The sequence below is a fragment of the Pseudoduganella rhizocola genome (genome assembly GCF_045984285.3).
Lineage (GTDB): Bacteria > Pseudomonadota > Gammaproteobacteria > Burkholderiales > Burkholderiaceae_D > Rugamonas.
Genome location: NZ_JBJQIK030000004.1, coordinates 360,866 through 381,315 on the forward strand (window position 1 = coordinate 360,866; position 20,450 = coordinate 381,315).

The window sequence follows — 20,450 nt, forward strand, 5'->3', positions numbered from 1 at the left end:
TTACAGGGTGAGGTTGAAGTGCATGTCGTCGGGCGTATCGCCGAATTTGGCATAATCCGACGTGATTTCTTCGCCCGGCTGGATATCGACGGCGGCAAAGGTGGCCTGTTCCGAGGGCGATTCCCAGGTGTTCGGGGTTTCGGAATGGTTGAAGAAGCGGCCGTTGTCCACACACAGGTAGTAGTCGCCGCGCTGCATGTAGCAATACATCGAGAGGAAGTCTTTTTCGAGCTGGGTGAAGGTGGCGAATTGCTCCGGTGTGATCAGGCGGTCGATCTGCGGATTGAACTCCCACAGCTTTGCGCCTTTGGGAATGAATTCGGCGGCGAAGCAACCCATGCCTGCGTTGGGGATGGCGCTTTCCTTGATATAGGTTTTAAACAAGAGCATGGGTGGACTGGTCCTATCTGTGTGCTGAAAAATATGAATACCAAATCGAACAATAGCATTCCCGGCCGTCCATGAAACAGCCCCCACAAGAAAATTTCAGCGGCCGCATCCTGATGCTGGGCTGCGGCCTGATCGGCCAGGCCATCCTGCCGCTGCTGCTGCGTCATCTCGCGGTCTCGGCTGCCCGCATCCAGGTGCTCACGGGCGATGAACGCGGCCGGGAAGTCGCGCGCAAATACGAAGTGGGCTTTACCGTCGCGCCGCTCACGCCCGCCAATTTCGGCGACATACTGACGCCCCTGCTCGAACCCGGCGATTTCCTCTTGAACCTGTCTTCCGACGTCGCCAGCTGCGAGCTGCTGGAGCTGTGCGGCGCCCTGGGCGTGCTTTACCTCGATACCTGCATCGACTCGTGGAAGAGCGAAGTCTATGACAGCCGGTTGTCCGTGTCCGAGCGCTCGCTGTACGCATTGCGCGACCGGGCTCTGGCCTACCGTGCCCGCTGCGCGCCCGGGCATCCCACCGCGGTGCTGGCTCACGGCGCAAACCCGGGCCTGGTATCGCACTTCGTCAAGCAGGCGCTGTGGAACCTGGCTCGGCTCGATGCTCCGGCCACGCCAAAACCGCAAACGCGCGAACAGTGGGCGGCGCTATCGCGTGCGCTGGGCATCAAGGCTATCCACATTGCGGAGCGCGATACCCAGATCTCGTCCGCGCGCAAAATGCCGGGTGAGTTCGTGAACACCTGGTCGATCGACGGCCTGGTGGGAGAAGCCATGCAGCCGGCCGAAATGGGCTGGGGCAGCCACGAGCGCCACTTCCCTGCCGACGGTGCGTGCCATGCATTCGGCGACCAGTCGGGCATCTATCTCAACCTGCCGGGGGCGGCCGTGAAGGTGCGCACCTGGCTGCCGCTGGCGGGGCCGCAAATCGGCTTCCTGATCACCCATAACGAATCGCTGTCGATTGCGAGCTACCTCACACTTGGCGAAGGTGCGCAGCCGGAATACCGTCCCACCGTACACTACGCCTACCACCCCTCGGATGATGCGCTCCTGTCGCTGTATGAATTCCAGGAACGGAACTGGGTGCTGCAGGAGAGGCTGCGGCCGGTCAACGACTGTCTCGTATCCGGCATCGATGAACTGGGCGTGCTCCTGATCGGCAATGCGCGCGGCGTCTACTGGTATGGCTCACGCCTGTCGGTCGAGCAGGCGCGCGAACTGGCGCCGCATAACAGCGCAACCTCGCTGCAGGTCGCGGCCGGCACGCTGGCCGGCATGGTCTGGGCCATGCGCCATCCCCGTGCCGGCATCGTTGAAGCGGAGCAGATGGACTTTGAAGAGGTGCTCGCGATCGCACTTCCCTACCTCGGAGAGATGGCGGGAGAATTCGGCAACTGGAATCCGCTGGCGGGCCGCAACGAACTCTTCCCCGAGGATATCGATACAAGCGACCCGTGGCAGTTCAAGAACCTGCGGGTATAAAGCTTGGAAGCGAAGAACCGACCCCGGCCAGGGGGATTTAGCGCTTCAGGTATCGCGCCACATCCTCGATTTGCCCGGCGGTGAGCCCTTCCGCATGCGGCCGCATCACTCCGGTGGTGAGCGCGTCAATGATGCGCTGCCGGCTGCGGGTGGCGAGCAGGCTGCGCGGCGGGATATTGCCAACCGCGTTGTCGTGGCAGACGGCGCAGCGCTGCTGGTAGATGGCGGCCCCGTCGAGGCCGGGCGCCGCGGCTTGCGCCGGTGCTGGCGGCGCAGCAGGCACGGGCGCTTCAGCACGGCCTTCGAACTTGCGGCCGCCGGGGCCGAAGGCCTGGATGCGGTCGGTGCCGACGAAGACCTGGCCGCCGCCGAATGCTGGCTCATTGTATTTGCCGCTGGTGAACAGCTCGCCCGGCGCACTGCGCCACAGGATATCCAGCGTGGCGGCGTCGAGCGCGTACAGCACGGGCTGGGGAGCGCCCGGGCCGCTCAGCATGGCCGAGCGGCTGGCGTTCTCGTCCAGAATCCATACCAGTGCATCGCGCGCGCCGTTGCTGGTGACAATCGGTGAGCCGGGGTTCCCCAGGATGAGACTTGTGTTGACCTTATCGATCTGCAGATACGGGCTGCCCTTGGCTGGCCGCACCACTTCAAGCCGCGCCACCGATGGCGGCACGCTGACGGCGGAGCCTTGTGCTTTCTTGCTGTTGCCGGTGACGAAGAGGAAGTCATTGCCGCGTGCATCACGGAAAGCGGCCGGCACCGAACGTGCGCGCGCCAGGTCGAGCGCGGCGTCTTCGTCGGAATAGGGGCCGAATACGTTCAGCGGGCCGCGCGTGCCGAACTGGGGTTGTGGCTGGGGCGCCAGCAGGGAGCCGTCCTGCGTGGCATCGTCACCGCAGGCTGGACGCTGGTCGAGGCCGCCCGGCAGGCGGTCGCGGTCCAGCAGGTACACATTGCCCTGCTTGCCGCCGACGGCCATCAGCCGTGGCGAGGTCTTGCCCGCATCCGGCAGCAGCATCGCGCCGCCTGCGCCGAGGTCGATGTCCATCTTCGCCGTGCGGCAGTAGTTAAAGGGCGTGTAGGTGCCTTCGAGTTTAAAGCCGCGTGCACCGGGCTGGGAAAGTTTGAGCAGCGACTGGGTCCAGTCATGCGGCGAGTTCTGGTAGCCGCCGAAGCCGCTGCCGGTAACGACGTACACATTGCCTTGCGCATCCACGGCCGGGCCGCCGGCGCCCCAGATGCCGCCGCTGCCCCGGTTCGGCATCGCCACGGCAGCGAAGGCGCTGCTTACCTTGGGCGAATTGGTGTCCACGGAGACCAGCCAGCCGGTTTCCGATTCGCCGAACACCACATAGAGCTGGGAGCCGTCCGGGCTCAGGTTCAGCGCGCCGCGCTGCACGCGGAAATCGAAGCGGCGCTTGGGCGGCACACGTTCCGGACCGGCGTTGGTGTTCAGTGTGTTGAAGGTTTCCTCGTCCAGCCGCACGGGCCAGCCGGGCAGCAGCTCGCCGCTGGCGATATCCAGCGCATAGGCTTGCCAGCGCTTGTCGGGATCGCAATGGGTAACGTAGAGGCGGCCGCGCTGCACGTCGATCACCGGCGTGCTGAGGATGCCGGTCGGCACGCCGTCCAGCGGCGCGGGCTGCAGCTTGCACGGTGCACCCAGGCGCGTGCGCCACAGGATGCGTCCCGGCGCCACATCGCCATTTCGCGCAGCGTTGATGGCGTACACATAGCCGTTGCTGCTGGCGGCGAACACCGTTGCGAATGCCACGCCGCGATGCTGGCCCTTTGACATCGCGACGCGCTCCACATACAGCGGCGATGCGTACAGGCGCGGCGGGTAGCCATCGACCGTGTCCAGCTGCGGCGATTCCCAGAGCGCGCCGAAATCGGCGCTGCGCACCTTCTCGGGTGTCAGCACCGTTTCATCCGCACGCCAGCCGCTGCGGCCCGCGTCGGCGTGGAATGTAACGCGCTTGCTTGCGGGCTTGCCCGCTGCGGCAGGCGGTGGGCTGGCGGGCAGCAGCGCAGATGCAGCGCCGGGCACGCCGGACCGCACGCCGCCTTCCGGCACCTCAAGGCCGGCCGTCCAGAAGATGGCGCCGAGCAGCATGCGCCGCGCCTCGGGCTGGTCCAGGGTCTGCAGGTAGTGCACGCCGCTGTAGCCGAAAGAGCGGCCGCCGTCATTGCGCTCGAAGGCCCAGGCGACATTGACGGTTTCGGCCACGTCTTCGATCACGGCCTTGCCGTCGCGGTATTGTGGATGCAGCACCGATTTCAGGATGGGCGTGAGCTTGCCTCCCTCCTGGGCATAACGGAAGGTCGGGTAGAACTCATCGCGATAGGCGAAGGACTGCAGGCCGCGGCTAGCCGGGTGCGCCGGGGTGGCCGGGCTGAGCTCGGCCCATTGTGTTGTGCGGTCGAACATGCCGGGCCGTACGGCGCCGAGCCAGCGCGGCAGGCCGAGGTCGTCACCTGCCGGTACCGTGGAAGCCTGGTGCAGCGCCACGAGACCGGCGCCACGCTGCATTGCCGCTTCGAAGGCTGCACGGCGTGCGGGGACGCGCAGGGGGTGTTTCGTCTGGCCATCGAAATACCACACCACGGCGGCAGCGCCGTCCAGCGCCCTGGCGTCGGCCGGCCAGCCGTCGGGGTAGGCCGCCACCTGCAGCTTCCCTTTCGCATCGGGCGATGATTCGAGGATGCGTTTCAGCGTGCGTACTCCGTTCGGATAATCATGCAGGCCCGTACCCTTCTCGCTTTTCACGCCGCCTATCAGCACCACTTTGCGCAATGGGTCTGCCTGCGATCCGGCGGCTGCGGCGAGCCCGCAAACGATTGCGGCAGTAGTTCCGAGCAACTTTTTCATGATGTCTCCCGAATTGTGAGGGCTTAGGCGGGCAAGCCTGCTTTACGCAGGCCGTCCACGAAGGTGGCGAGATGTTCCGGCCGCCGGATCGGCAGCCAGTCTGCAATGCCGGACAGGCGCAGGGCAGGATCGAGCAGGCGCATATGGCGCATTGCGCGCTGCGCTTCTTCCATGCGTCCGGCGTGGGCGTGGCTGGCCGCGATAATGGCGACCGCCAGCAGGAAGTCCGGGAAATCCCGGAAGGCTTTTTCTGCCCAGGAAGCGGCAATGTCGAAGCGGCCTTCGAACAGATGGCCGACCGACATCCCTGCCTGCATCCGGTACAGCTCGGGATCAAGCGGACTCAGGCGCATGGCGCGCGTGAAGTGTTCAATGGCGGTCCCCGTTTCGCCCTGCCACAGCCGCAGGAAGCCGCCCAGCAGCCGCGCGCCCGCCAGGTTCGGGTTGAGCATGAGCGCCTTGTCCAGCAAATCGATGCCGCCCTGGATATCGCCGGCGAGGTAGCCGATCGCATGGCCGGCGCGGGTGAGGGCGACCGCATCGGCCTTGTCCAGTTCCATCGCGCGGCGGGCCAGGCGCACGCCCTCGGCCATTTCCTGCGCGGTATCCGCCATCCAGCCGTTCGCCTTGCGCCAGGAGTGGCACCAGGCCGCCATCGCGTAGGCGGAGGCAAATTCCGGGTCGATGGCAATCGCCTTGTGCAGGAATTGCAGGGCCCGCTCGCTGGTTTCCTTGCTGGCCTGGTGCAGTTCGGCCACGCCGCGCAGATAGTAGTCGTAGGCATCCAGGCTGTCGGTCGGCTTGTGCCGCGCACGCTCGATTTCGGCGCGCTCCAGTTCCGGGGCAACGGCGCCGATCACGCTTTCGGTAATCTGGTCCTGCAGCTCGAAGATATCGTCCAGCACGCCTTCGAAACGGCCGGCCCAGTGGTGCGCGCCGGTGGTGGCGTCGATCAGCTGGCCGGTGATGCGCACCCTGTCCTTGGCGGTGCGCCAGCTGCCTTCCAGCACATAGCGCACGCCCAGTTCCTGGCCCACCTGCTTGATGTCCACCACCCGGCCCTTGTAGGTAAAGCTGGAATTGCGGGCCACGACGAACAGCCAGCGGTGCTGGGACAGGGCGGCGATGATGTCTTCCACGACGCCGTCGGCCAGATAGCTCTGGGCCTCGTCGCCGCTCAGGTTCACGAAGGGCAGCACGGCAATGGAAGGACGCGAAGGCAGGGCCGGCGCCGCATGGACCGGAGGCGCAGCGGCGGGTGCGGGCGCCGCCGCGCCATCGGCGGCGGCCAGGGCCCTGGCTTCGGCCGCGAAGCGGAAACCCTTGCGGGCGACCGTGCGGATCACGCGCTGTTCCTGCCCGCTGTCGCCCACCGCCTTGCGCACGGCGTTGATGTGGCTGGCCAGTGTGGATTCCGACACGATGCGCCCGGTCCAGATGGCCTCGATCAGTTCATCCTTGTTAACCACACGCTCGCGGTGCTGCGCCAGGTAGGCCAGCAGGTCGAACACCTGGGGCGCCGTGGGCACCACCTGCTCGGCGCGGAGCAGCTCGCGCCGGTCCAGGTCCAGCACGCAGTCGTCGAAGGCTAGCAGCATGGCCCGCATCCTTCTGGATGAATATCCAAGCCAAATGCAAGGGAAACCCAAGCCTTTGGCAAAGCCTTTTGTCCGGCCCGGAACCATACTGTGTCCATGGATCGCGGCGGCAAAGGCGATTGAAACTGGATAAAGGAGCGGATCATGAAAATTGTAGTTATCGGCGGCAGCGGCCTTATCGGTGCAAACATTGTAAACCGGCTGCGTGCCAATGGACATGAGGTTGTGGCCGCATCGCCTTCGGCCGGTGTGAACACGATCACCGGCGAAGGCCTGGCCGAAGCGCTGCAGGGAGCGCAGGTGGTGGTGGATGTGGCGAACTCGCCATCCTGGGAAGACCAGGCGGTCCTGGATTTCTTCGAGACCTCCGGCCGCAACCTGCTGGCAGCGGAAGCAGCGGCAGGCGTGGAGCACCATCTGGCGCTGTCCATCGTGGGCACCGACCGGCTGCCCGAGAACGGCTACTTCCGCGCCAAGGTTGCTCAGGAAAAGCTGATCAAGGCATCGAAGATCCCCTACACCATCCTGCGTGCCACGCAGTTCAATGAATTCGTCGAGGGCATTGTGAACTCGGGTGATGAAGGCGGCACGATCCGCCTGTCCCCGGCCCTGATCCAGCCTATCGCCGCGGACGACGTTTCCGCCGTGCTGGCCGACCTGGCCGTCGGCACCCCAGTGAACGGCACCGTCGAAGTCGGCGGCCCGGACCGCTTCCCGATCGATGAACTGGCGCGCAAATTCCTTGCCACCCGGGGCGACACACGCGAGGTCATCGCCGACGTGCATGCACGCTACTTCGGCAGCGAGCTGGATGACCGTTCCCTGGTCACGGGCGAAGGCGCGATCATTGCCCCGACCCGTTTCCAGAACTGGCTCAACCGCCCTTCGGCGCGATGAGCTCCCTGGCACGACGCGGCATGGGCCTGCTGTGCGCAGCCGCGCTGGCAGGCTGCGCGCTGGGCCCGGACTTCGCGAAACCCGATAGCGGCCTGCACGACGTGGTGCCGGCCTCCCGCCCGGACTATGCAGCCGCCGCCCCGGTATCGGGCGCCGCCGTGCCCGACAGCTGGTGGCTGCTGTTCAAGGATCCCCTGCTGGCCGAGCTGCAACAGCGCGCGCAGGCGGACAATCCCGACCTGCAGATGGCGGCTGAACGGATCGAGCAGAGCCGGGCCCAGCTGAATATCGCCCACGCCCAGCTGCTGCCCAGCGTCGGCGCGGGCGCCGGCTACACGCGGGAGCGGCTTAGCGAGCATGGCAAGTTCGCCGCGCTGGGCGCTCCCGCCGGTCCCAGCGATTTCTGGCAGCTCGGTTTCGATGCCAGCTGGGAGATCGACCTCTTGGGCCGGGCCCGGCGCGAACGCGAAGGCGCGGCAGCGCTGCTGAAGGCAACCGTGTACGAGCGTGAAGCGGTGCAGCTGTCGCTGTCCGCCGAGGTGGCGCGCGCCTACCTGCAGTTGCGCGGCACGCAGGCCCAGCTCGATATCGCCCTGCAGAACAAAGCGGTAGCGGAGCGCACCCTGGCCCTGGCTGAAAACCGCGTCCGCAACGGCGTGGCCACGCGCTTCGAGACTGCGTCGGCACGGGCGCAGCTGGCCACGGTCAAGGCCCTGGTGCCGGAGCTGACCCAGCGCCGCAACACCCTGCTGAATGCGCTGGCCCTGCTGCTGGGCGCCAAACCGCATGCACTGGATGCGCAGCTGCGCGGCGCCCTGCCCCTGCCTTCCTTGCCGGACAGCGTACCGGTCGGCCTCTCGTCCGAACTCGCACGGCGGCGGCCGGATATCCTGCGGGCGGAAGCGCAATTGCATGCGGCCACGGCGGCCATCGGCGTTGCCAGGGCCGACTTCTACCCCCGCGTCGGCCTGCGTGGGCGGCTCGGGGTGGAAGCCTTCGACAGCGGCGATCTGGCCAGCTGGGATTCACGCTTCTTCTCGGTTGGCCCCACGGTCTACCTGCCCATCTTCGATGGCGGCCGCCTCACGCAGCGCCTGGCGCTGACCGAATCGCGGCAGAAGACGGCGGCGATCGCCTACCGGCAAACGGTACTGCGCGCCCTGCACGAGGTGGACAACGCCCTCGATGCCTGGGCCGCCCAGCAGGACCAGCACGCCGAGCTGACCTTGTCCTACGAGCAGAACCGGCAGGCCCTGCATGCGGCCGAGCGCGGCTACCAGGAAGGCGCGGCGGACTATCTGAGCGTACTGACGGCGCAGCGCAATGTGCTGGCCAGCCAGACCAGCCTGAATGCCAGCGCCACCAGCGCCACGCTTACCCTGGTCAACCTGTACAAGGCCCTCGGTGGCGGCGCCCTGCAAACCGGGGTTGCGCGATGAGCGCGGACGCCCTGCCCCACGCAGCGGCGGCCCTGCCGGCGGCGGCGCCTGCGGCAAAGCCCTCGCGCCGTCCGATGGCGGGGCTGCTCGGCATCTTCATCGCCGCCATGATGGCGGGCCTGAACAACCGCGTGGGCGCGCTGGCGCTGGCCGACCTGCGCGGCGTGCTGGGCCTCGGCCTGGACGACGCCTCCTGGCTGACGACGGTGTATGGCGCGGGCGAACTGATCGCCATGCCCTTTGCCGCCTGGTTCGCCATCACGCTCTCGGTGCGCCGTTTCGAGCTGTGGATGATCGGCGCCTGCACGCTGCTGGCGCTGGCGCTGCCATTCGTGCACGACCTCACCCTGCTGCTGGTGCTGCGCTTCATCCAGGGCGTGGCCAGCGGCACCCTGATTCCCCTGCTGATGATGGCGGCGCTGAAGTTCCTGCCGCCGCACATCAAGCTGTATGGGCTCGCCCTGTATGCGATGACGGCCACCTTTGCGCCCAATCTGTCCATCTGGCTGGCGGGCCATTGGGCCGATGAGCTGGTGGACTGGCGCTGGATCTACTGGCAGATCGTCCCGCTTGCCATGCTGGCGGCCGGCCTGGTGGCATGGGGGCTGCCGCGCGAACCCATCCAGGCCGCACGCTTCAGCCAGGCCAACTGGACAGGCATGCTGTGCGGCGTTCCGGCGCTCGGCCTGGTTGCCGTGGTGCTGGACCAGGGCGTGCGGCTGAACTGGCTCAACTCGCCGCTGATCGTTGCCTCGCTGCTGGCCGGGATCGCCCTGCTGGCGGTCTACCTGCTGACCGAGTGGTACCACCCCGCACCCTTCATCAAACTGCAGATCCTGGGACGGCGCAACCTGGGGCTGGGCTTCTCGCTGCTCGTGCTGCTGCTGGTGGTGCTGATGTCCAGCTCCCTGCTGCCCGCCAGCTATCTGGCACGGGTGCAGGACTACCGGCCGCTGCAGATGGCGCCGATCGGGCTGCTGGTCGCCCTGCCGCAACTGGTGCTCGGGCCGCTGGTGGCGCTGCTGCTGTACCGCAAATGGGTCGATGCGCGCCTGGTGTTTTCGGCAGGCCTGCTGCTGGTGGCGCTCGCCTGTTTTGCGGGCGCCGGCCTGACTTCGGACTGGAACGGCGAGCAGTTCATCGCCGCGCAAACCCTGCAGGCCTTCGGCCAGCCGATGGCCGTGGTGTCCATGCTGTTCCTGGCCACCAGCGTGGTGCAGCCGCAGGAAGGGCCGTTTGTCTCCGGCACCGTGAATATGCTGCGCGCCTTCGGGTCGCTGGCGGGCGCCGCCGTGGTCGGCCAGCTCGTAACCGTGCGCGGCCGCTATCACGCCGACGTGCTGCTGGACCACGCGGGCCTGGTGGCGAATTCGCTTCCGGCAGCGCCCGAACCGTCCGAGCTGATGGCCATCGTCGGCCAGCAGGCGCTGGTGCTGTCGGTAGCCGACGCCTACCGCGTGCTGGGCGTACTCGCCGTCCTGCTGGTGCCGCTGGTGCTGCGACTGCACTACATCGCACCCCCTTTAACCCATTCACCATCTTCAAACGGATAAACATCATGGCACTACCCAAAAAAGCCAAGATCACCAGTGCGGTCCTGCTGCTTGCAGCGGGGGCCGGCCTGGCGTTCTACCTCAACCGCCCGGAGTCCGGCGCCCTCGTCCAGTCCACGGACTATGCCTATGTGCAGGCCGACTTCACCACCGTTTCGCCGCAGGTGTCGGGCACCATCGCCCGCGTGCTGGTGGAAGACAATCAAGTAGTCAAACAAGGCCAGCTGCTGGCCAGCATCGACGACCGCGACTTCGTCATCGCCGTGAGCGCCGCGCAGGCCCAGGTGGCGGGAGCCCGCGCCAGCGTCGCCAGCCTGGAGGCGCAACTGCTGCAGCAGCAAACCGCGATCCGCCAGGCGCAGGCCGCCCTGGCCGCGGACGACGCCGGGCTCAAGCTGGCCAGGGAGAATCAGGCGCGCTACCGCAACCTGGCCAGCGACGGCTCGGGTTCGGTGCAGGCGCTGCAGCAGGCGGAAGCGCAACTGAGCATCCAGTCCGCCAGCCGCGAGAAAAGCCAGGCCGGCCTGCAGGCGGCCCGGCTGCGGGTGGACATCCTGAAAGCCGACCTGGAAAAAGCACGGGCCGCGCTGGGCCAGTCGGAAGCGGCGCAGTCCGCGGCGGAACTGAAGCTCTCCTATACCCGCATTACCGCGCCGGTCAGCGGCACGGTGGGGCAGAAATCGCTGCGTGTGGGCGCCTACGTGAATGCCGGCAAGCCGCTGCTGGCCATCGTTCCGCTGGATGCGGTCTACATCACGGCCAATTTCCGCGAAACGCAGCTGGCCCGCGTCAAGGCAGGCCAGGCGGTCGATATCAGGGTGGATGCGCTGCCGGATGCGGCGCTGCGCGGCACGGTGGAAAGCCTGGGCCCGGCGAGCGGCGCCAGCTATGCGGCGGTAGCGCCGAGCAACGCCACCGGAAACTTCACGAAGATCGTGCAGCGCCTGCCGGTGCGTATCCGCATCAATCCGGGCCAGGACGCCGCAGCAAGCTTGCGCGTGGGGATGTCGGTAACGCCGGCCATCCGCACCGGCCAGTAATTCAGTGGAAGATGCCGACCGCCAGTTCCGCCCACACCAGCAGCAAGCCAAGGACGACGGCGCTGCCTGCCGCCAGGCGGAAGCGGCGGGTGCTGAGCTTGCTCATAGCGGCCTGGAACAGCAGCCCCGAGCCGATCAGGAGCACCGCCGCAACGAGGAAGTCGCCCGGCCCCCAGTTCACTTCGCGGGTGAACTGCATGGCGATGGCGGGAATCATCAGCAGCACGGCGGTACCGAGGAATACTCGGCTGGCCGGTTTCTTGGCGATGATGTTCATGGCGCGCTCCTGAGGGTTCGTGGTGACAGGCGTAAGCTTGCCACAATTTGAGGCAATTTAAGGACAAATATCCTGTTGTGACGCATATCTCCCCTACGTAGTATTGCACCACTGCAACTAATAAATGGGGATGTGAATGATTCATAAGAAAACTCTGCTGGCAGCCTGTCTCATGGCAACCCTCGGCGCGGCTGTGTCGGCCCAGGAACTCGGCAAGGGCGCCGGCCCGGTGCAGGGCGCGGCGAAAACCGAAGGCGGCGGCGGCAACACCAAACAGCTGGAACGCTGCGACCAGAAGCTGGGCACCATCGCAGTGGTGGAACCGCAGGACTTCATCATGAAGTCGCTTACCCAGTATTCTCTGCCAAGCCCGACCCAGATGATCCGCGTCGTGATCCAGCAGTCCGGCTGCTTCGCCGTGGTGGAGCGCGGCATCGGCATGCAGAACCTGATGCAGGAACGCAGCCTGGCAGACGGCGGACAGCTGCGCGGGAACCAGAACGTGGGCAAGGGCCAGATGGTGACGGCGGACTACGTGATGACGCCTGACGTGGTGTTCCAGAACAACAACGCCGGCGGCATCGGCGGCGCCATCGGCGGCCTGTTCGGCCCCATTGGTGCGGCCATCGGGGGCGCGCTGAAATTCAAGAATGCGCAAGTGACCCTGACCGTGGCGGACACGCGCAGCGGCCTGCAGGTGGGGGCGGCCACGGGCGCCTCGGAATCCACCGACTTCGGCCTGGGCGGCGTGCTGGGCGCGGCGGGCGGGCTGGGCCTGGGCGCCTATGAGAACACCGCGGAAGGCAAGGTGGTGGCCGGCGCGTTTGTGGACGCCTACAACCAGATGGTGCGCAGCGTGCGCAACAACCCGGACCTGGTGCGCGACAACGCCTCCCTGTCGGTCGGTAAGGCCGGCGCCAGCGTGAAGGCGAATGCGGCCGCTGCGGGCGACATCGCCACCGCCAAGATCGCCAATATTCCGGTGTACGCCAAGCAGGACAAGAAGAAGGTCGCCTTCAAGCTGGGCAAGGATGAACAGGTCGTCATCCTCGGCGAGGCCAACGGCATGCTGGAAGTGCAGGGCGGCGGCGGATCAGGCTGGGCCGACGGCCGCCTGTTCAACCGCTAAGCCTCCTCGTCCAGGCCGTAGCGTTTCAGGATACGCTGCGCGCTGCCATCGGCCTGCATCCTGGCCATGGCGCGCTGGTAGCGCGCAGCGTCCTTGTCTGAAAAATCGAGCGAGCCGGCCAGCCAAGCGGTCGTCGTGCGCACCGGCGCGCTCTGTCCGAAATCTTTCTCCTGACCGCGGCTCCGTAGAGAGGCGCGGATTATATTGCGTTCGCCGAATGCCGCATCCGCCATGCCGCCGAGCAGGAAGCGGTGCACTTCGTCGATGGACGCCGATTCCACCAGCTTGGTATAGCCCATTTCGCGCATGATGCTGGCCTGCCCTGCGCCGCGCAGCAGGGCGATGCGCTGGCCCAGCATTTCCTTCGGCCGTTTCAGGTCGAAGCTGCTGCCGTGGCGGGCCAGGAACACGTAGTGCTCTTCGTAGAGCGGCGCCAGCCAGCGGAACTGGTTCTCCCGTTGCGGATTGCGTGTCAGCGGGAAGATGGCCGTCGCAGGCATTTTGCTCGCGAGGAAAATCGCGCGCGGCCATGGCACGAAGTCGATATCCGGCATCAGGCGCAGGCGCTCGCACAGCAGCTGCACCAGCTCCATGAGCGCCCCCGGTTGCGCGCTGTTTTCGAGCACCAGCGGCGGCAGGTGGCTGGTAACGATTTTCAGTTCACGCGGCATTTGCGCTTGCGCGAGGGGGGCAATGCCGAGGGCCGCCGCCAGCCCGAGTACTTGTCGCCTGTTCGTCATGGCTGTCTTTTTAGCATAAAGCGTGCGGCGCTTCAGTACAGTTCATCCAGTTGCCACGAGGGCTTGCTCAGCGTCTGGATGAAGAAGCTGGAGAGCGCATCCACCTTGGCCGGCTTGCTGCGCGCCGAAGGCGTGACGAAGTAAAGCCCGCCCAGCGGAATCTGCCAGTCCTTCAGGATGCGCACCAGCTGGCCGCTGCGCAGGTAGTCGGCGGCAATGAATTCCGGCAGCTCGCAGATGGCCAGCCCTTCCAGCACAGTGGGAATCAGCGCGTCCGCATTGGTTACGCGCAGCGGCCCCTGCGGGTGAGCGCTCGCCTCCTCGCCGCTCGCATTGCGAAAGCGCCATACATCGCTGCGCGCCCGGTAGGCATAGCCCAGGCAGGCATGGGAAGCAAGTTCCGACGGGTGTTTCGGTTCCCCGTGCTTCTCCAGGTAAGCAGGCGAGGCTACGATCATGCGCGACACCGGGCATAGCTTGCGCGCCACCAGCGAAGAATCTTCCAGCACGCCGATGCGCAGCGCCGCGTCGAAGCCGTCCGCCACCAGGTCCACGGTGGCGTCGGACAGGTGCAGGTCCACCGATACTTCGGGATAGCGCCGGAAAAATTCCGGCAGCAGCGGCGCCACCCAGCGCAGGCCGAAGGACATGGGCACCGCCAGCCGCACCAGCCCGCGCGGCCGGGCGGACAGCTCGCGCGCCGCCCCTTCCGCCTCCTCCGCCGCGCGGTAAATGCGCGAGGCGCTCTCGGCGATGGTCTGGCCGAAGCCGGTCAGGGCCAGCTGGCGGGAGCTGCGGTTCAGCAGGCGGGCGCCGAGGCGCTCCTCCAGCCGGCTGACCCCACGCGATACGGTAGCCACGGACACGCCCAGGGCCCGCGCGGCGCCCGCAAAGGAGCGCTCTTCGGCCACCTTGGCGAACATGGCCAGTCCTTCGAAATCGGGGAGTTTTGACATCGACAATTTTACAACGATAGTTTGCGATTGATTCTATTTTAAAACATCCGGCGCGCGCCTACTATGTGTTCACCGGGCCACGCGGCCCATCACATACGAAAGGAAGCATCATGAAACTGCTGAACAAAATTGCACTCGTTACCGGCGGCACCAGCGGCATCGGCCTCGCCACGGCAAAACGCTTCGCCGCCGAAGGCGCGAAAGTCATCATCACCGGCCGCCGCGAGGCCGAGCTGAATGCGGCGGTGGACGCCATCGGCCATGGCGCGAAAGGCCTGCGCATCGACTCCAGCAAGCTGGGCGAACTGGATGCCCTGTTCGCCGAAATCCAGGCCAAATACGGCCAGCTCGACGTGGTGTTCGCCAATGCCGGCGGCGGCAGCATGGTGCCCATGGGCCAGATCACCGAAGAACACTTCGACGATACCTTCAACCGCAATGTGAAGGGTGTGCTGTTCACCGTGCAGAAATCGCTGCCGCTGCTGGCGAAAGGCGCTTCCGTCATCCTCACCGGCTCCACCGCCGCCAGCACGGGTACCGCCGCCTTCAGCGTCTATGCCGCCACCAAGGCCGCCGTGCGCTCCTTCGCCCGCAACTGGATCCTGGACCTGAAAGACCGCCAGATCCGCATCAACACGCTCACTCCCGGTCCGATCCGCACGCCGGGCCTGGTGGAACTGGCGGGGGATGACAGCGCGCAGCAGCAAGGCCTGCTCGATTACCTGGCATCGCAAGTGCCGATGGGCCGCGTCGGCGAGCCGGATGAAGTGGCCAAGGTGGCGGTCTTCCTCGCCTCCGACGATGCCAGCTTCGTCAACGGCGCCGAAGTCTTTGCCGACGGCGGCCTGGCGCAGGTATAAGGAGACCGCCATGCGCAACGCACCCCAGCTCTTGCAGGCGTATCTGGATGGTATCCAGGACCCGGCCTCGGTAGCCCGGCTGTTCGCCGATGACGGCGTGCTCGAACTGCCTTACCTGAAGTCGCTGGGCATCGATGCCCGCGCCCAGGGTCCGGCAGCGATCGAGAGCTTTATCGGCTCGCTGCTGAAGAATGTGCCCGATTTCCGCTTCAGGAATATCCGCATGCTGATCGAAACGCCGGAACAGGCGTTTGCGGAATACGAAGTGGAAGCGAAAGTGCTGTCCACCGGCCGCATCTACCAGCAAATGTACGCAGGCAGGCTGGTGGCCAGGGACGGGAAGATTGCACTGCTGCGCGAGTCGCTCGATACCATCGCAGCGGCCAACGCTTTCCGCCCCTGAGAAAACCCCGCTTGACAGGCGGATGGGCGCGAACTATATTACCAACAGGTTAAATAACCAATTGGTTTAATAATGGAAAACGACCATCTCAGCCTGACCTTTGCCGCCCTCGCCGACCCAACCCGCCGTGCCATCCTGGCCCGGCTGGCGGAGGGCGAGGCCTCGGTAAGCGAACTGTCGGAACCCTTCGACATCAGCCAGCCCGCCATCACCAAGCACCTCAAGGTGCTGGAGAAGGCGGGCCTGATCTCGCGCGGGCGGCAGGCGCAGTGGCGGCCCTGCCGCCTGGAAGCGGAGCCGCTGAAGCAGGCGACGGGATGGATGGAACAGTACCGGCAGTTCTGGGAAGAGCGGCTGGATCGTCTGGAAACCTATCTCATCGAACTACAGGCAAAGGAGAACAAGCATGGCAAACGCTAACGATGTGGCGCTGGAGATCCGCCGCGAATTCAAGGCCCCGCGCGAGCTGGTGTTCCGCACCATGATGGAGCCGCAGCACCTGAAACACTGGTGGGGCCCCAAGGAGTGCACGATTACGGTGGCGCGCCATGAGCCGCGTCCCGGCGGCGTTTTCCACTACTGCATGCATCCGCGCGAAGCTGCCGTCCCCGGCGCCGAGATGTGGGGCCGCTTCGACTATCACGAGATCGAGAAGCCGGGCCGCATCGTCTTCGTCAACGGCTTTGCCGATGCCGAGGGCAAGCGGATCCGCCTGCCAATGCTGCCGGTATGGCCGCTGGAGGTGCTGAACACGATCACGCTGGAAGAGAACGGCGGCGTCACCGAGATGGTGCTGCGCGCCGTGCCCGTGAATGCCAGCGAAGCCGAATGCGCGGCCTTCCTCGCCATGCATGCTTCCATGCAGCAGGGCTATGGCGGCATGTTCGACCTGTACGAAGGCTACCTGCGCGAGGCGGATACGTCGGACCGTGAAATCGTCCAGCAGCGCAAGCTGCGCGCGCCGCGCGAACTGGTGTTCGAAGCCTTCACCGATCCGAAGCATACCGACCAGTGGTGGGGCCCGAACGGCTGGACCACCACCACCCGCGACAAGGACGTGCGCGTCGGCGGCAAGTGGCGCTTCGACATGAATGGCCATGGCATGCACTTCCTGAACCTCATCGAGTACCTGGAAGTGGAGCCGCCCGAACGCCTGGTATACCGTCATGGCGACGAGAACAATGCATCGCATTTCTTCCACGTGACCGTCACGTTCGAAGACGCTGGCGAAGGCCACACGCTGCTGACCATGCGCTCAGTCTTCAAGGATGCGGCCGCGCTGGAAGAGGTCAAGAAGTATAACGCCGTCGAAGGCGGCCGCCAGACGCTGGATCGGCTGGAAGCCTGGCTGGCAGCGCGCTAGCAGAAGGCAAACAGCTGCGCGATCGCGGCCACGTTCTCGCCGCGCAGCATGGCCATGAAGGCCCACGCGGAGGCTGTGCATAACAGCGCAGTTATGCACAGCACCGCCAGGGCATGGCCGCGCTTCATGCCGGCTGCAGCCGGCTGACGGCGCGGTCGTCGATGGGCCAGTGCAGCGCTGCCGCGGCGAGGCCGAGCAATACCGACACTGTCCACACCATATCGTAGGAGTGCGTGGCGTCGAACACCAGGCCGCCCATCCACACGCCGAGGAAGCCGCCCAGCTGGTGGCCCACGAACACGAAGCCGAACAGGGTGGAGATGTACTTCACCCCGAACACCTGCGATACCAGGCCGTTCGTCAGCGGAACGGTGCCCAGCCAGGTCAGGCCCATCACGAAGGCGAAGACGTAGACGGTGGCTGCGCTGAGTGGCGCGACCACGAACAGCAGCATCGCCGCCGACCGTACTACATACAGCCAGGCCAGCACGTGCTTGCGGCGGAACTGCCCGCCGAGCTGCCCGCAGAGGTAGGTACCCGCCACGTTCGCCAGCGCCACAATGGCCAGCGCCGCAACGCCGGTGCCGGCGGAAAGGCCCTTGTCCAGCAAATAGGCCGGCAGATGGCCCGCGATGAAAGCCAGCTGGAAACCGCAGGCGAAGAAGCCCGCATTCAGCAGCCAGAAACCCTTGTGCGACAAGGCTTCGCCGATGGCCGCGCGCATCGACTGTTCGGCTGGCGCTGGCCGGCCCGCCGTCTTGCCGTCATCCAGGGTCCAGGCCAGCGGCGCCGCGAATGCGAGCAGGCAGGCCACTACCAGCAGCGCCGCCATCCATCCCATATTCCCGATCAGGCCCTGGGCAAACGGCACCATGGCGAACTGGCCCACGCCGCCGACGGCGCCAGCCATGCCGAGCGCCCAGCTGCGCCGCTCCGGCGTCACCACGCGGCTCAAGGCGCCATACACGGTGCCGAATGCAGTACCCGACAAGGCCATGCCTATCATCACGCCGCCCGTCAGTGCGAGCTGCATGCTGCCCGCCGCGTGCGCCATGAGGTACAGGCCCAGCGCATACAGCGCGCAGCCGCCGAACAGCACGCGGCGCGAACCGAAACGGTCGGCGATCATGCCGGTCAGCGGCTGCGCCAGCCCCCAGACCAGGTTTTGCAGCGCAATCGCGAGCGCGAATTCTTCGCGCGTCCAGCCGCGTGCGCTGGTCATCGGCAGCATGAACAGGCCCTGCACATGGCGCATGCCGAGCGCCAGGCCCATGATGATGCCGCCGCACAGCACGGCGGCGAGCGGCGTTTTCAGTGATCGCATGGCGCTCTCCTACAGGCCGCCCGCGACCGGTATCGTGGCAGCGGTAATGTAGCCCGCAGCGGGCGAAAGGAGCCAGAGCACCGGCTCCGCGATGTCTTCCGGGGTAGCGGGACGCTGCATGGGAATGCGCGCCGCAACACGGTGCGGCCGGTCCGGATCGCCCATGGCGGCATGGATATCGGTGAGCGTGGTGCCCGGCGCCACGCCGCACACGCGGATATTCTCCGCAGCGAGCTCGCGCCCCAGGCCCACGGTAAATGCTTCAACCGCCGCCTTGCTGGCCGCGTAATGCACATACTCGCCGGGGCTGCCGGTTTTCGCCGCAATCGAAGAGATATTGACGATGACCCCGCCCTGCCGGTGCCTGCGGAAAGCCGCCACGGCAGCCCGGCTGCAGTGCATGACGCCATGCACATTGATGCGGAAAATCTCTTCGATGGCAAAGGCATCGGCATTCAGGAAGGGACCGAGGCGGCCCGTAATGCCCGCATTGTTCACCAGCGCAGTCACCGGACCCAGCTCCTCCTCGGTGCGGGCAAACAGCTTGACGGCATCGGCCTCCTGGCCCACATCGCCGCGCACGGCAATCGCTTCGCCGCCCGCCGCCTGGATTTCTTCAAGCAGGCGCTGGGCGGAGCCGCCGTCGCTGCGGTAATTGATGGCCACCGCGTAGCCGTCGCGCGCCGCCGCGCGGGCGACTGCTGCGCCGATACCGCGACCTGCACCCGTTACGATCAAGACTTTTTTCATGCGTCCTCCGAATACGAATCCACAGCATAAATGGCATCGCGCTCCGGCGCGAACGGTTATTTGACATGCGATCCATGCGTGAAACGCATGAATAAGATGAGGAGATAGCGTTTGAGGCGCGGCGCCCCGAGGCAGACAATGCAGGCAGGAAGGAGCCTGCCATGCTGACCATGAACCTCACGCTGGCGCCGAGCGAATCGGCGACCTTTGCACCTGTCTGCGATATGCGCCTGCGCTGCACCGGCGGCATGCTGTGGCTCGTCGGCGATACGCTGCGTGAAGACCTGGTACTGGAAGCGGGCGACTGCGCCCAACTGCGGGCGTCGGAGAAACTTGTGTTGTCCAGCGTGGCGCGCAAGGAAGCAGTGTCGTTCGAACTCTCCATGCCGCTGGCGCCCCGCTCAGCGCACGCTTTCGGCCTGCGCCAGTTCCTGTGAGGTGCGCTCCACCTGCGTGCGCACCCAGTCGCGGAAGATGGCCACTTCGCGGCGCGGATGTTCGGAGGCCTGGATCAGCCAGTAGCCATAGTCCCCCGCGCGGCGGCGCTGCTGCATGTTCGCCGCCAGGCGCCCATCCCTGAGCATCGGCAGCACCAGCGCCAGGCGTCCCAGCGCGACCCCGTGGCCTTCGATGGCAGCCTGTATCACCTGGTCGTACTGGTTGAAGTGCAGGTAGCCCTTCGGCTTGCAGCGTGGACCGATCTCGCGCAGCCATTGCGACCAGTGCAGCCATGGCCGGCCGCGTTCATCCAGGTCGAGCAGCACATGGCGCAGAAGCGCCTCGCCGGATGCAAACGCGCTGGCGGCAATCGCCTTGCTGGCCACCGGCACAACCTCTTCATCGAACAGGTGCAGCGCCCCTTCGGGCGCCAGCGGCGCCGGACAGTAGCGTATGGCGAGGTCGACGCCGTCGCGTTTCAGGTCCGTGATGCGGTTGTTGGCGGCCACACGGATATCGATATGCGGATGCTCGGCCTGGAATGCGCCCAGGCGCGGCAATATCCACAGCGACGCAACGCCGATGCTGGCCGTGATGGTGACGGGCCGCAGCCTGGTGTCGTGTTTCAGGTTGTCGGAAAGCTCTGCGAGCCGATCCATCCACGGCGAAGCCAGCTCGAACAGCTGCTCGCCCGCATCGGTCAGCACGATGCTGCGGCGGGTACGCACGAACAGCGGCGTGCCGAGGCGTTCTTCCAGCAGCTGGATCTGGCGGCTGACGGCCGATTGCGTCAGGCACAGGTCCTCCGCGGCCGAGGTAATGCTCATGCGGCGTGCCGCAGCCACGAAGCCGCGCAGCGCATCAAGCGGCGGCAATGTGAGCAGCGGGTTTTGCATGCGGCCTCCTGTGGTGGAATGCCGATCATATCGCT

The 20,450-nt window shown here is 66.1% G+C and carries 21 protein-coding genes; 11 read left to right on the forward strand and 10 right to left on the reverse strand.

Annotated elements, in window-relative coordinates; all coding sequences use genetic code 11:
• Window positions 1–390, reverse strand: a complete 390-nt coding sequence (locus tag ACJRPG_RS12005; RefSeq protein WP_408000313.1) for an SET domain-containing protein — start codon at window positions 388–390, stop codon at window positions 1–3.
• Between the two features lie 71 nt (window positions 391–461).
• Here ACJRPG_RS12005 and ACJRPG_RS12010 point away from each other — a divergent pair, with 71 nt between their 5' ends.
• Window positions 462–1,877 (forward strand): homospermidine synthase, encoded by a 1,416-nt coding sequence (locus ACJRPG_RS12010; RefSeq protein ID WP_408000314.1) that lies wholly within the window; start codon window positions 462–464, stop codon window positions 1,875–1,877.
• A gap of 37 nt (window positions 1,878–1,914) precedes the next feature.
• Here the strand turns inward: ACJRPG_RS12010 and ACJRPG_RS12015 are convergent, their stop codons facing one another.
• Together ACJRPG_RS12015 and ACJRPG_RS12020 are read right to left on the reverse strand one after the other, a co-directional pair.
• The gene (locus ACJRPG_RS12015) at window positions 1,915–4,752 is read right to left on the reverse strand and encodes a ThuA domain-containing protein (RefSeq protein WP_408000315.1); all 2,838 of its coding nucleotides are present in this window, start codon (window positions 4,750–4,752) and stop codon (window positions 1,915–1,917) included.
• A gap of 23 nt (window positions 4,753–4,775) precedes the next feature.
• Window positions 4,776–6,350, reverse strand: coding sequence for a winged helix-turn-helix domain-containing tetratricopeptide repeat protein (locus ACJRPG_RS12020; RefSeq protein ID WP_408000316.1), 1,575 nt, complete (start codon window positions 6,348–6,350; stop codon window positions 4,776–4,778).
• Window positions 6,351–6,494: 144 nt separating this feature from the next.
• On the opposite strand from ACJRPG_RS12020, the gene ACJRPG_RS12025 reads away from it, so the two are divergent.
• Genes ACJRPG_RS12025 through ACJRPG_RS12040 form a run of 4 tightly spaced genes read left to right on the forward strand, consistent with a single transcriptional unit; the run spans window position 6,495 to window position 11,279 of the window.
• Window positions 6,495–7,247 (forward strand): SDR family oxidoreductase, encoded by a 753-nt coding sequence (locus ACJRPG_RS12025; RefSeq protein WP_408000317.1) that lies wholly within the window; start codon window positions 6,495–6,497, stop codon window positions 7,245–7,247.
• Window positions 7,244–8,686 carry an efflux transporter outer membrane subunit gene (locus ACJRPG_RS12030; protein ID WP_408000318.1) on the forward strand — a complete coding sequence of 481 codons (1,443 nt, stop codon included), beginning with the start codon at window positions 7,244–7,246 and terminating at the stop codon, window positions 8,684–8,686. The genes ACJRPG_RS12025 and ACJRPG_RS12030 overlap by 4 nt, the downstream gene beginning before the upstream one ends.
• On the forward strand, window positions 8,683–10,239 hold the full coding sequence (locus ACJRPG_RS12035) for an MFS transporter (RefSeq protein WP_408000319.1): 1,557 nt from the start codon (window positions 8,683–8,685) through the stop codon (window positions 10,237–10,239). The genes ACJRPG_RS12030 and ACJRPG_RS12035 overlap by 4 nt, the downstream gene beginning before the upstream one ends.
• Before the next feature lie 5 nt (window positions 10,240–10,244).
• Entirely contained in the window at window positions 10,245–11,279 is a 1,035-nt protein-coding gene (locus ACJRPG_RS12040; RefSeq protein WP_408000320.1) for an HlyD family secretion protein, read from the forward strand.
• A 1-nt stretch (window position 11,280) separates the two neighbouring features.
• Here the strand turns inward: ACJRPG_RS12040 and ACJRPG_RS12045 are convergent, their stop codons facing one another.
• The gene (locus tag ACJRPG_RS12045; protein ID WP_408000321.1) at window positions 11,281–11,556 is read right to left on the reverse strand and encodes a hypothetical protein; all 276 of its coding nucleotides are present in this window, start codon (window positions 11,554–11,556) and stop codon (window positions 11,281–11,283) included.
• 136 nt (window positions 11,557–11,692) lie between these two features.
• On the opposite strand from ACJRPG_RS12045, the gene ACJRPG_RS12050 reads away from it, so the two are divergent.
• Window positions 11,693–12,685, forward strand: coding sequence for a CsgG/HfaB family protein (locus ACJRPG_RS12050; RefSeq protein WP_408000322.1), 993 nt, complete (start codon window positions 11,693–11,695; stop codon window positions 12,683–12,685).
• On the opposite strand, the gene ACJRPG_RS12055 is transcribed toward ACJRPG_RS12050, so the two are convergent.
• Both ACJRPG_RS12055 and ACJRPG_RS12060 read right to left on the reverse strand, forming a co-directional pair.
• Window positions 12,682–13,425, reverse strand: a complete 744-nt coding sequence (locus ACJRPG_RS12055) for a substrate-binding periplasmic protein (RefSeq protein ID WP_408000323.1) — start codon at window positions 13,423–13,425, stop codon at window positions 12,682–12,684. The two genes, ACJRPG_RS12050 and ACJRPG_RS12055, sit on opposite strands and share 4 nt — an antisense overlap.
• A 32-nt stretch (window positions 13,426–13,457) precedes the next feature.
• On the reverse strand, window positions 13,458–14,381 hold the full coding sequence (locus tag ACJRPG_RS12060) for a LysR family transcriptional regulator (protein ID WP_408000324.1): 924 nt from the start codon (window positions 14,379–14,381) through the stop codon (window positions 13,458–13,460).
• A 110-nt stretch (window positions 14,382–14,491) separates the two neighbouring features.
• Between ACJRPG_RS12060 and ACJRPG_RS12065 the strand changes: the two genes are divergently transcribed.
• From ACJRPG_RS12065 to ACJRPG_RS12080, 4 genes are all read left to right on the forward strand, one after another.
• Window positions 14,492–15,241 (forward strand): SDR family oxidoreductase, encoded by a 750-nt coding sequence (locus ACJRPG_RS12065; protein WP_408000325.1) that lies wholly within the window; start codon window positions 14,492–14,494, stop codon window positions 15,239–15,241.
• Window positions 15,242–15,251: 10 nt separating this feature from the next.
• Window positions 15,252–15,644 carry a nuclear transport factor 2 family protein gene (locus ACJRPG_RS12070; protein WP_408000326.1) on the forward strand — a complete coding sequence of 131 codons (393 nt, stop codon included), beginning with the start codon at window positions 15,252–15,254 and terminating at the stop codon, window positions 15,642–15,644.
• A 72-nt stretch (window positions 15,645–15,716) separates the two neighbouring features.
• On the forward strand, window positions 15,717–16,064 hold the full coding sequence (locus ACJRPG_RS12075) for an ArsR/SmtB family transcription factor (RefSeq protein ID WP_408000327.1): 348 nt from the start codon (window positions 15,717–15,719) through the stop codon (window positions 16,062–16,064).
• On the forward strand, window positions 16,051–17,007 hold the full coding sequence (locus ACJRPG_RS12080; RefSeq protein WP_408000328.1) for an SRPBCC domain-containing protein: 957 nt from the start codon (window positions 16,051–16,053) through the stop codon (window positions 17,005–17,007). Before ACJRPG_RS12075 ends, ACJRPG_RS12080 begins: the two co-directional genes overlap by 14 nt.
• Here ACJRPG_RS12080 and ACJRPG_RS12085 read toward each other — a convergent pair.
• From ACJRPG_RS12085 to ACJRPG_RS12095, 3 genes are read right to left on the reverse strand one after another with little or no spacing between them, the layout of a single operon-like run.
• Window positions 17,004–17,135: a hypothetical protein gene (locus ACJRPG_RS12085; RefSeq protein ID WP_408000329.1), complete on the reverse strand. Its 132-nt coding sequence runs from the start codon at window positions 17,133–17,135 to the stop codon at window positions 17,004–17,006. The two genes, ACJRPG_RS12080 and ACJRPG_RS12085, sit on opposite strands and share 4 nt — an antisense overlap.
• Window positions 17,132–18,331, reverse strand: coding sequence for an MFS transporter (locus ACJRPG_RS12090; RefSeq protein WP_408000330.1), 1,200 nt, complete (start codon window positions 18,329–18,331; stop codon window positions 17,132–17,134). The genes ACJRPG_RS12085 and ACJRPG_RS12090 overlap by 4 nt, the downstream gene beginning before the upstream one ends.
• 9 nt (window positions 18,332–18,340) lie before the next feature.
• Window positions 18,341–19,081, reverse strand: coding sequence for an SDR family oxidoreductase (locus ACJRPG_RS12095; RefSeq protein WP_408000331.1), 741 nt, complete (start codon window positions 19,079–19,081; stop codon window positions 18,341–18,343).
• Window positions 19,082–19,242: 161 nt separating this feature from the next.
• On the opposite strand from ACJRPG_RS12095, the gene ACJRPG_RS12100 reads away from it, so the two are divergent.
• On the forward strand, window positions 19,243–19,518 hold the full coding sequence (locus tag ACJRPG_RS12100) for a DUF2917 domain-containing protein (RefSeq protein WP_408000332.1): 276 nt from the start codon (window positions 19,243–19,245) through the stop codon (window positions 19,516–19,518).
• On the opposite strand, the gene ACJRPG_RS12105 is transcribed toward ACJRPG_RS12100, so the two are convergent.
• Window positions 19,483–20,415, reverse strand: a complete 933-nt coding sequence (locus ACJRPG_RS12105; protein ID WP_408000333.1) for a LysR substrate-binding domain-containing protein — start codon at window positions 20,413–20,415, stop codon at window positions 19,483–19,485. The genes ACJRPG_RS12100 and ACJRPG_RS12105 overlap by 36 nt on opposite strands.
• Between the last annotated feature and the right edge of the window lie 35 nt (window positions 20,416–20,450).

What these genes read in the sequence shown, in the direction of transcription:
- ACJRPG_RS12005 (WP_408000313.1), bottom strand. Translation starts at nt 390, where the DNA reads ATGCTCTTGTTTAAAACCTATATCAAGGAAAGCGCCATCCCCAACGCA.
- ACJRPG_RS12010 (WP_408000314.1), top strand. Translation starts at nt 462, where the DNA reads ATGAAACAGCCCCCACAAGAAAATTTCAGCGGCCGCATCCTGATGCTG.
- ACJRPG_RS12015 (WP_408000315.1), bottom strand. Translation starts at nt 4,752, where the DNA reads ATGAAAAAGTTGCTCGGAACTACTGCCGCAATCGTTTGCGGGCTCGCC.
- ACJRPG_RS12020 (WP_408000316.1), bottom strand. Translation starts at nt 6,350, where the DNA reads ATGCTGCTAGCCTTCGACGACTGCGTGCTGGACCTGGACCGGCGCGAG.
- ACJRPG_RS12025 (WP_408000317.1), top strand. Translation starts at nt 6,495, where the DNA reads ATGAAAATTGTAGTTATCGGCGGCAGCGGCCTTATCGGTGCAAACATT.
- ACJRPG_RS12030 (WP_408000318.1), top strand. Translation starts at nt 7,244, where the DNA reads ATGAGCTCCCTGGCACGACGCGGCATGGGCCTGCTGTGCGCAGCCGCG.
- ACJRPG_RS12035 (WP_408000319.1), top strand. Translation starts at nt 8,683, where the DNA reads ATGAGCGCGGACGCCCTGCCCCACGCAGCGGCGGCCCTGCCGGCGGCG.
- ACJRPG_RS12040 (WP_408000320.1), top strand. Translation starts at nt 10,245, where the DNA reads ATGGCACTACCCAAAAAAGCCAAGATCACCAGTGCGGTCCTGCTGCTT.
- ACJRPG_RS12045 (WP_408000321.1), bottom strand. Translation starts at nt 11,556, where the DNA reads ATGAACATCATCGCCAAGAAACCGGCCAGCCGAGTATTCCTCGGTACC.
- ACJRPG_RS12050 (WP_408000322.1), top strand. Translation starts at nt 11,693, where the DNA reads ATGATTCATAAGAAAACTCTGCTGGCAGCCTGTCTCATGGCAACCCTC.
- ACJRPG_RS12055 (WP_408000323.1), bottom strand. Translation starts at nt 13,425, where the DNA reads ATGACGAACAGGCGACAAGTACTCGGGCTGGCGGCGGCCCTCGGCATT.
- ACJRPG_RS12060 (WP_408000324.1), bottom strand. Translation starts at nt 14,381, where the DNA reads ATGTCAAAACTCCCCGATTTCGAAGGACTGGCCATGTTCGCCAAGGTG.
- ACJRPG_RS12065 (WP_408000325.1), top strand. Translation starts at nt 14,492, where the DNA reads ATGAAACTGCTGAACAAAATTGCACTCGTTACCGGCGGCACCAGCGGC.
- ACJRPG_RS12070 (WP_408000326.1), top strand. Translation starts at nt 15,252, where the DNA reads ATGCGCAACGCACCCCAGCTCTTGCAGGCGTATCTGGATGGTATCCAG.
- ACJRPG_RS12075 (WP_408000327.1), top strand. Translation starts at nt 15,717, where the DNA reads ATGGAAAACGACCATCTCAGCCTGACCTTTGCCGCCCTCGCCGACCCA.
- ACJRPG_RS12080 (WP_408000328.1), top strand. Translation starts at nt 16,051, where the DNA reads ATGGCAAACGCTAACGATGTGGCGCTGGAGATCCGCCGCGAATTCAAG.
- ACJRPG_RS12085 (WP_408000329.1), bottom strand. Translation starts at nt 17,135, where the DNA reads ATGAAGCGCGGCCATGCCCTGGCGGTGCTGTGCATAACTGCGCTGTTA.
- ACJRPG_RS12090 (WP_408000330.1), bottom strand. Translation starts at nt 18,331, where the DNA reads ATGCGATCACTGAAAACGCCGCTCGCCGCCGTGCTGTGCGGCGGCATC.
- ACJRPG_RS12095 (WP_408000331.1), bottom strand. Translation starts at nt 19,081, where the DNA reads ATGAAAAAAGTCTTGATCGTAACGGGTGCAGGTCGCGGTATCGGCGCA.
- ACJRPG_RS12100 (WP_408000332.1), top strand. Translation starts at nt 19,243, where the DNA reads ATGCTGACCATGAACCTCACGCTGGCGCCGAGCGAATCGGCGACCTTT.
- ACJRPG_RS12105 (WP_408000333.1), bottom strand. Translation starts at nt 20,415, where the DNA reads ATGCAAAACCCGCTGCTCACATTGCCGCCGCTTGATGCGCTGCGCGGC.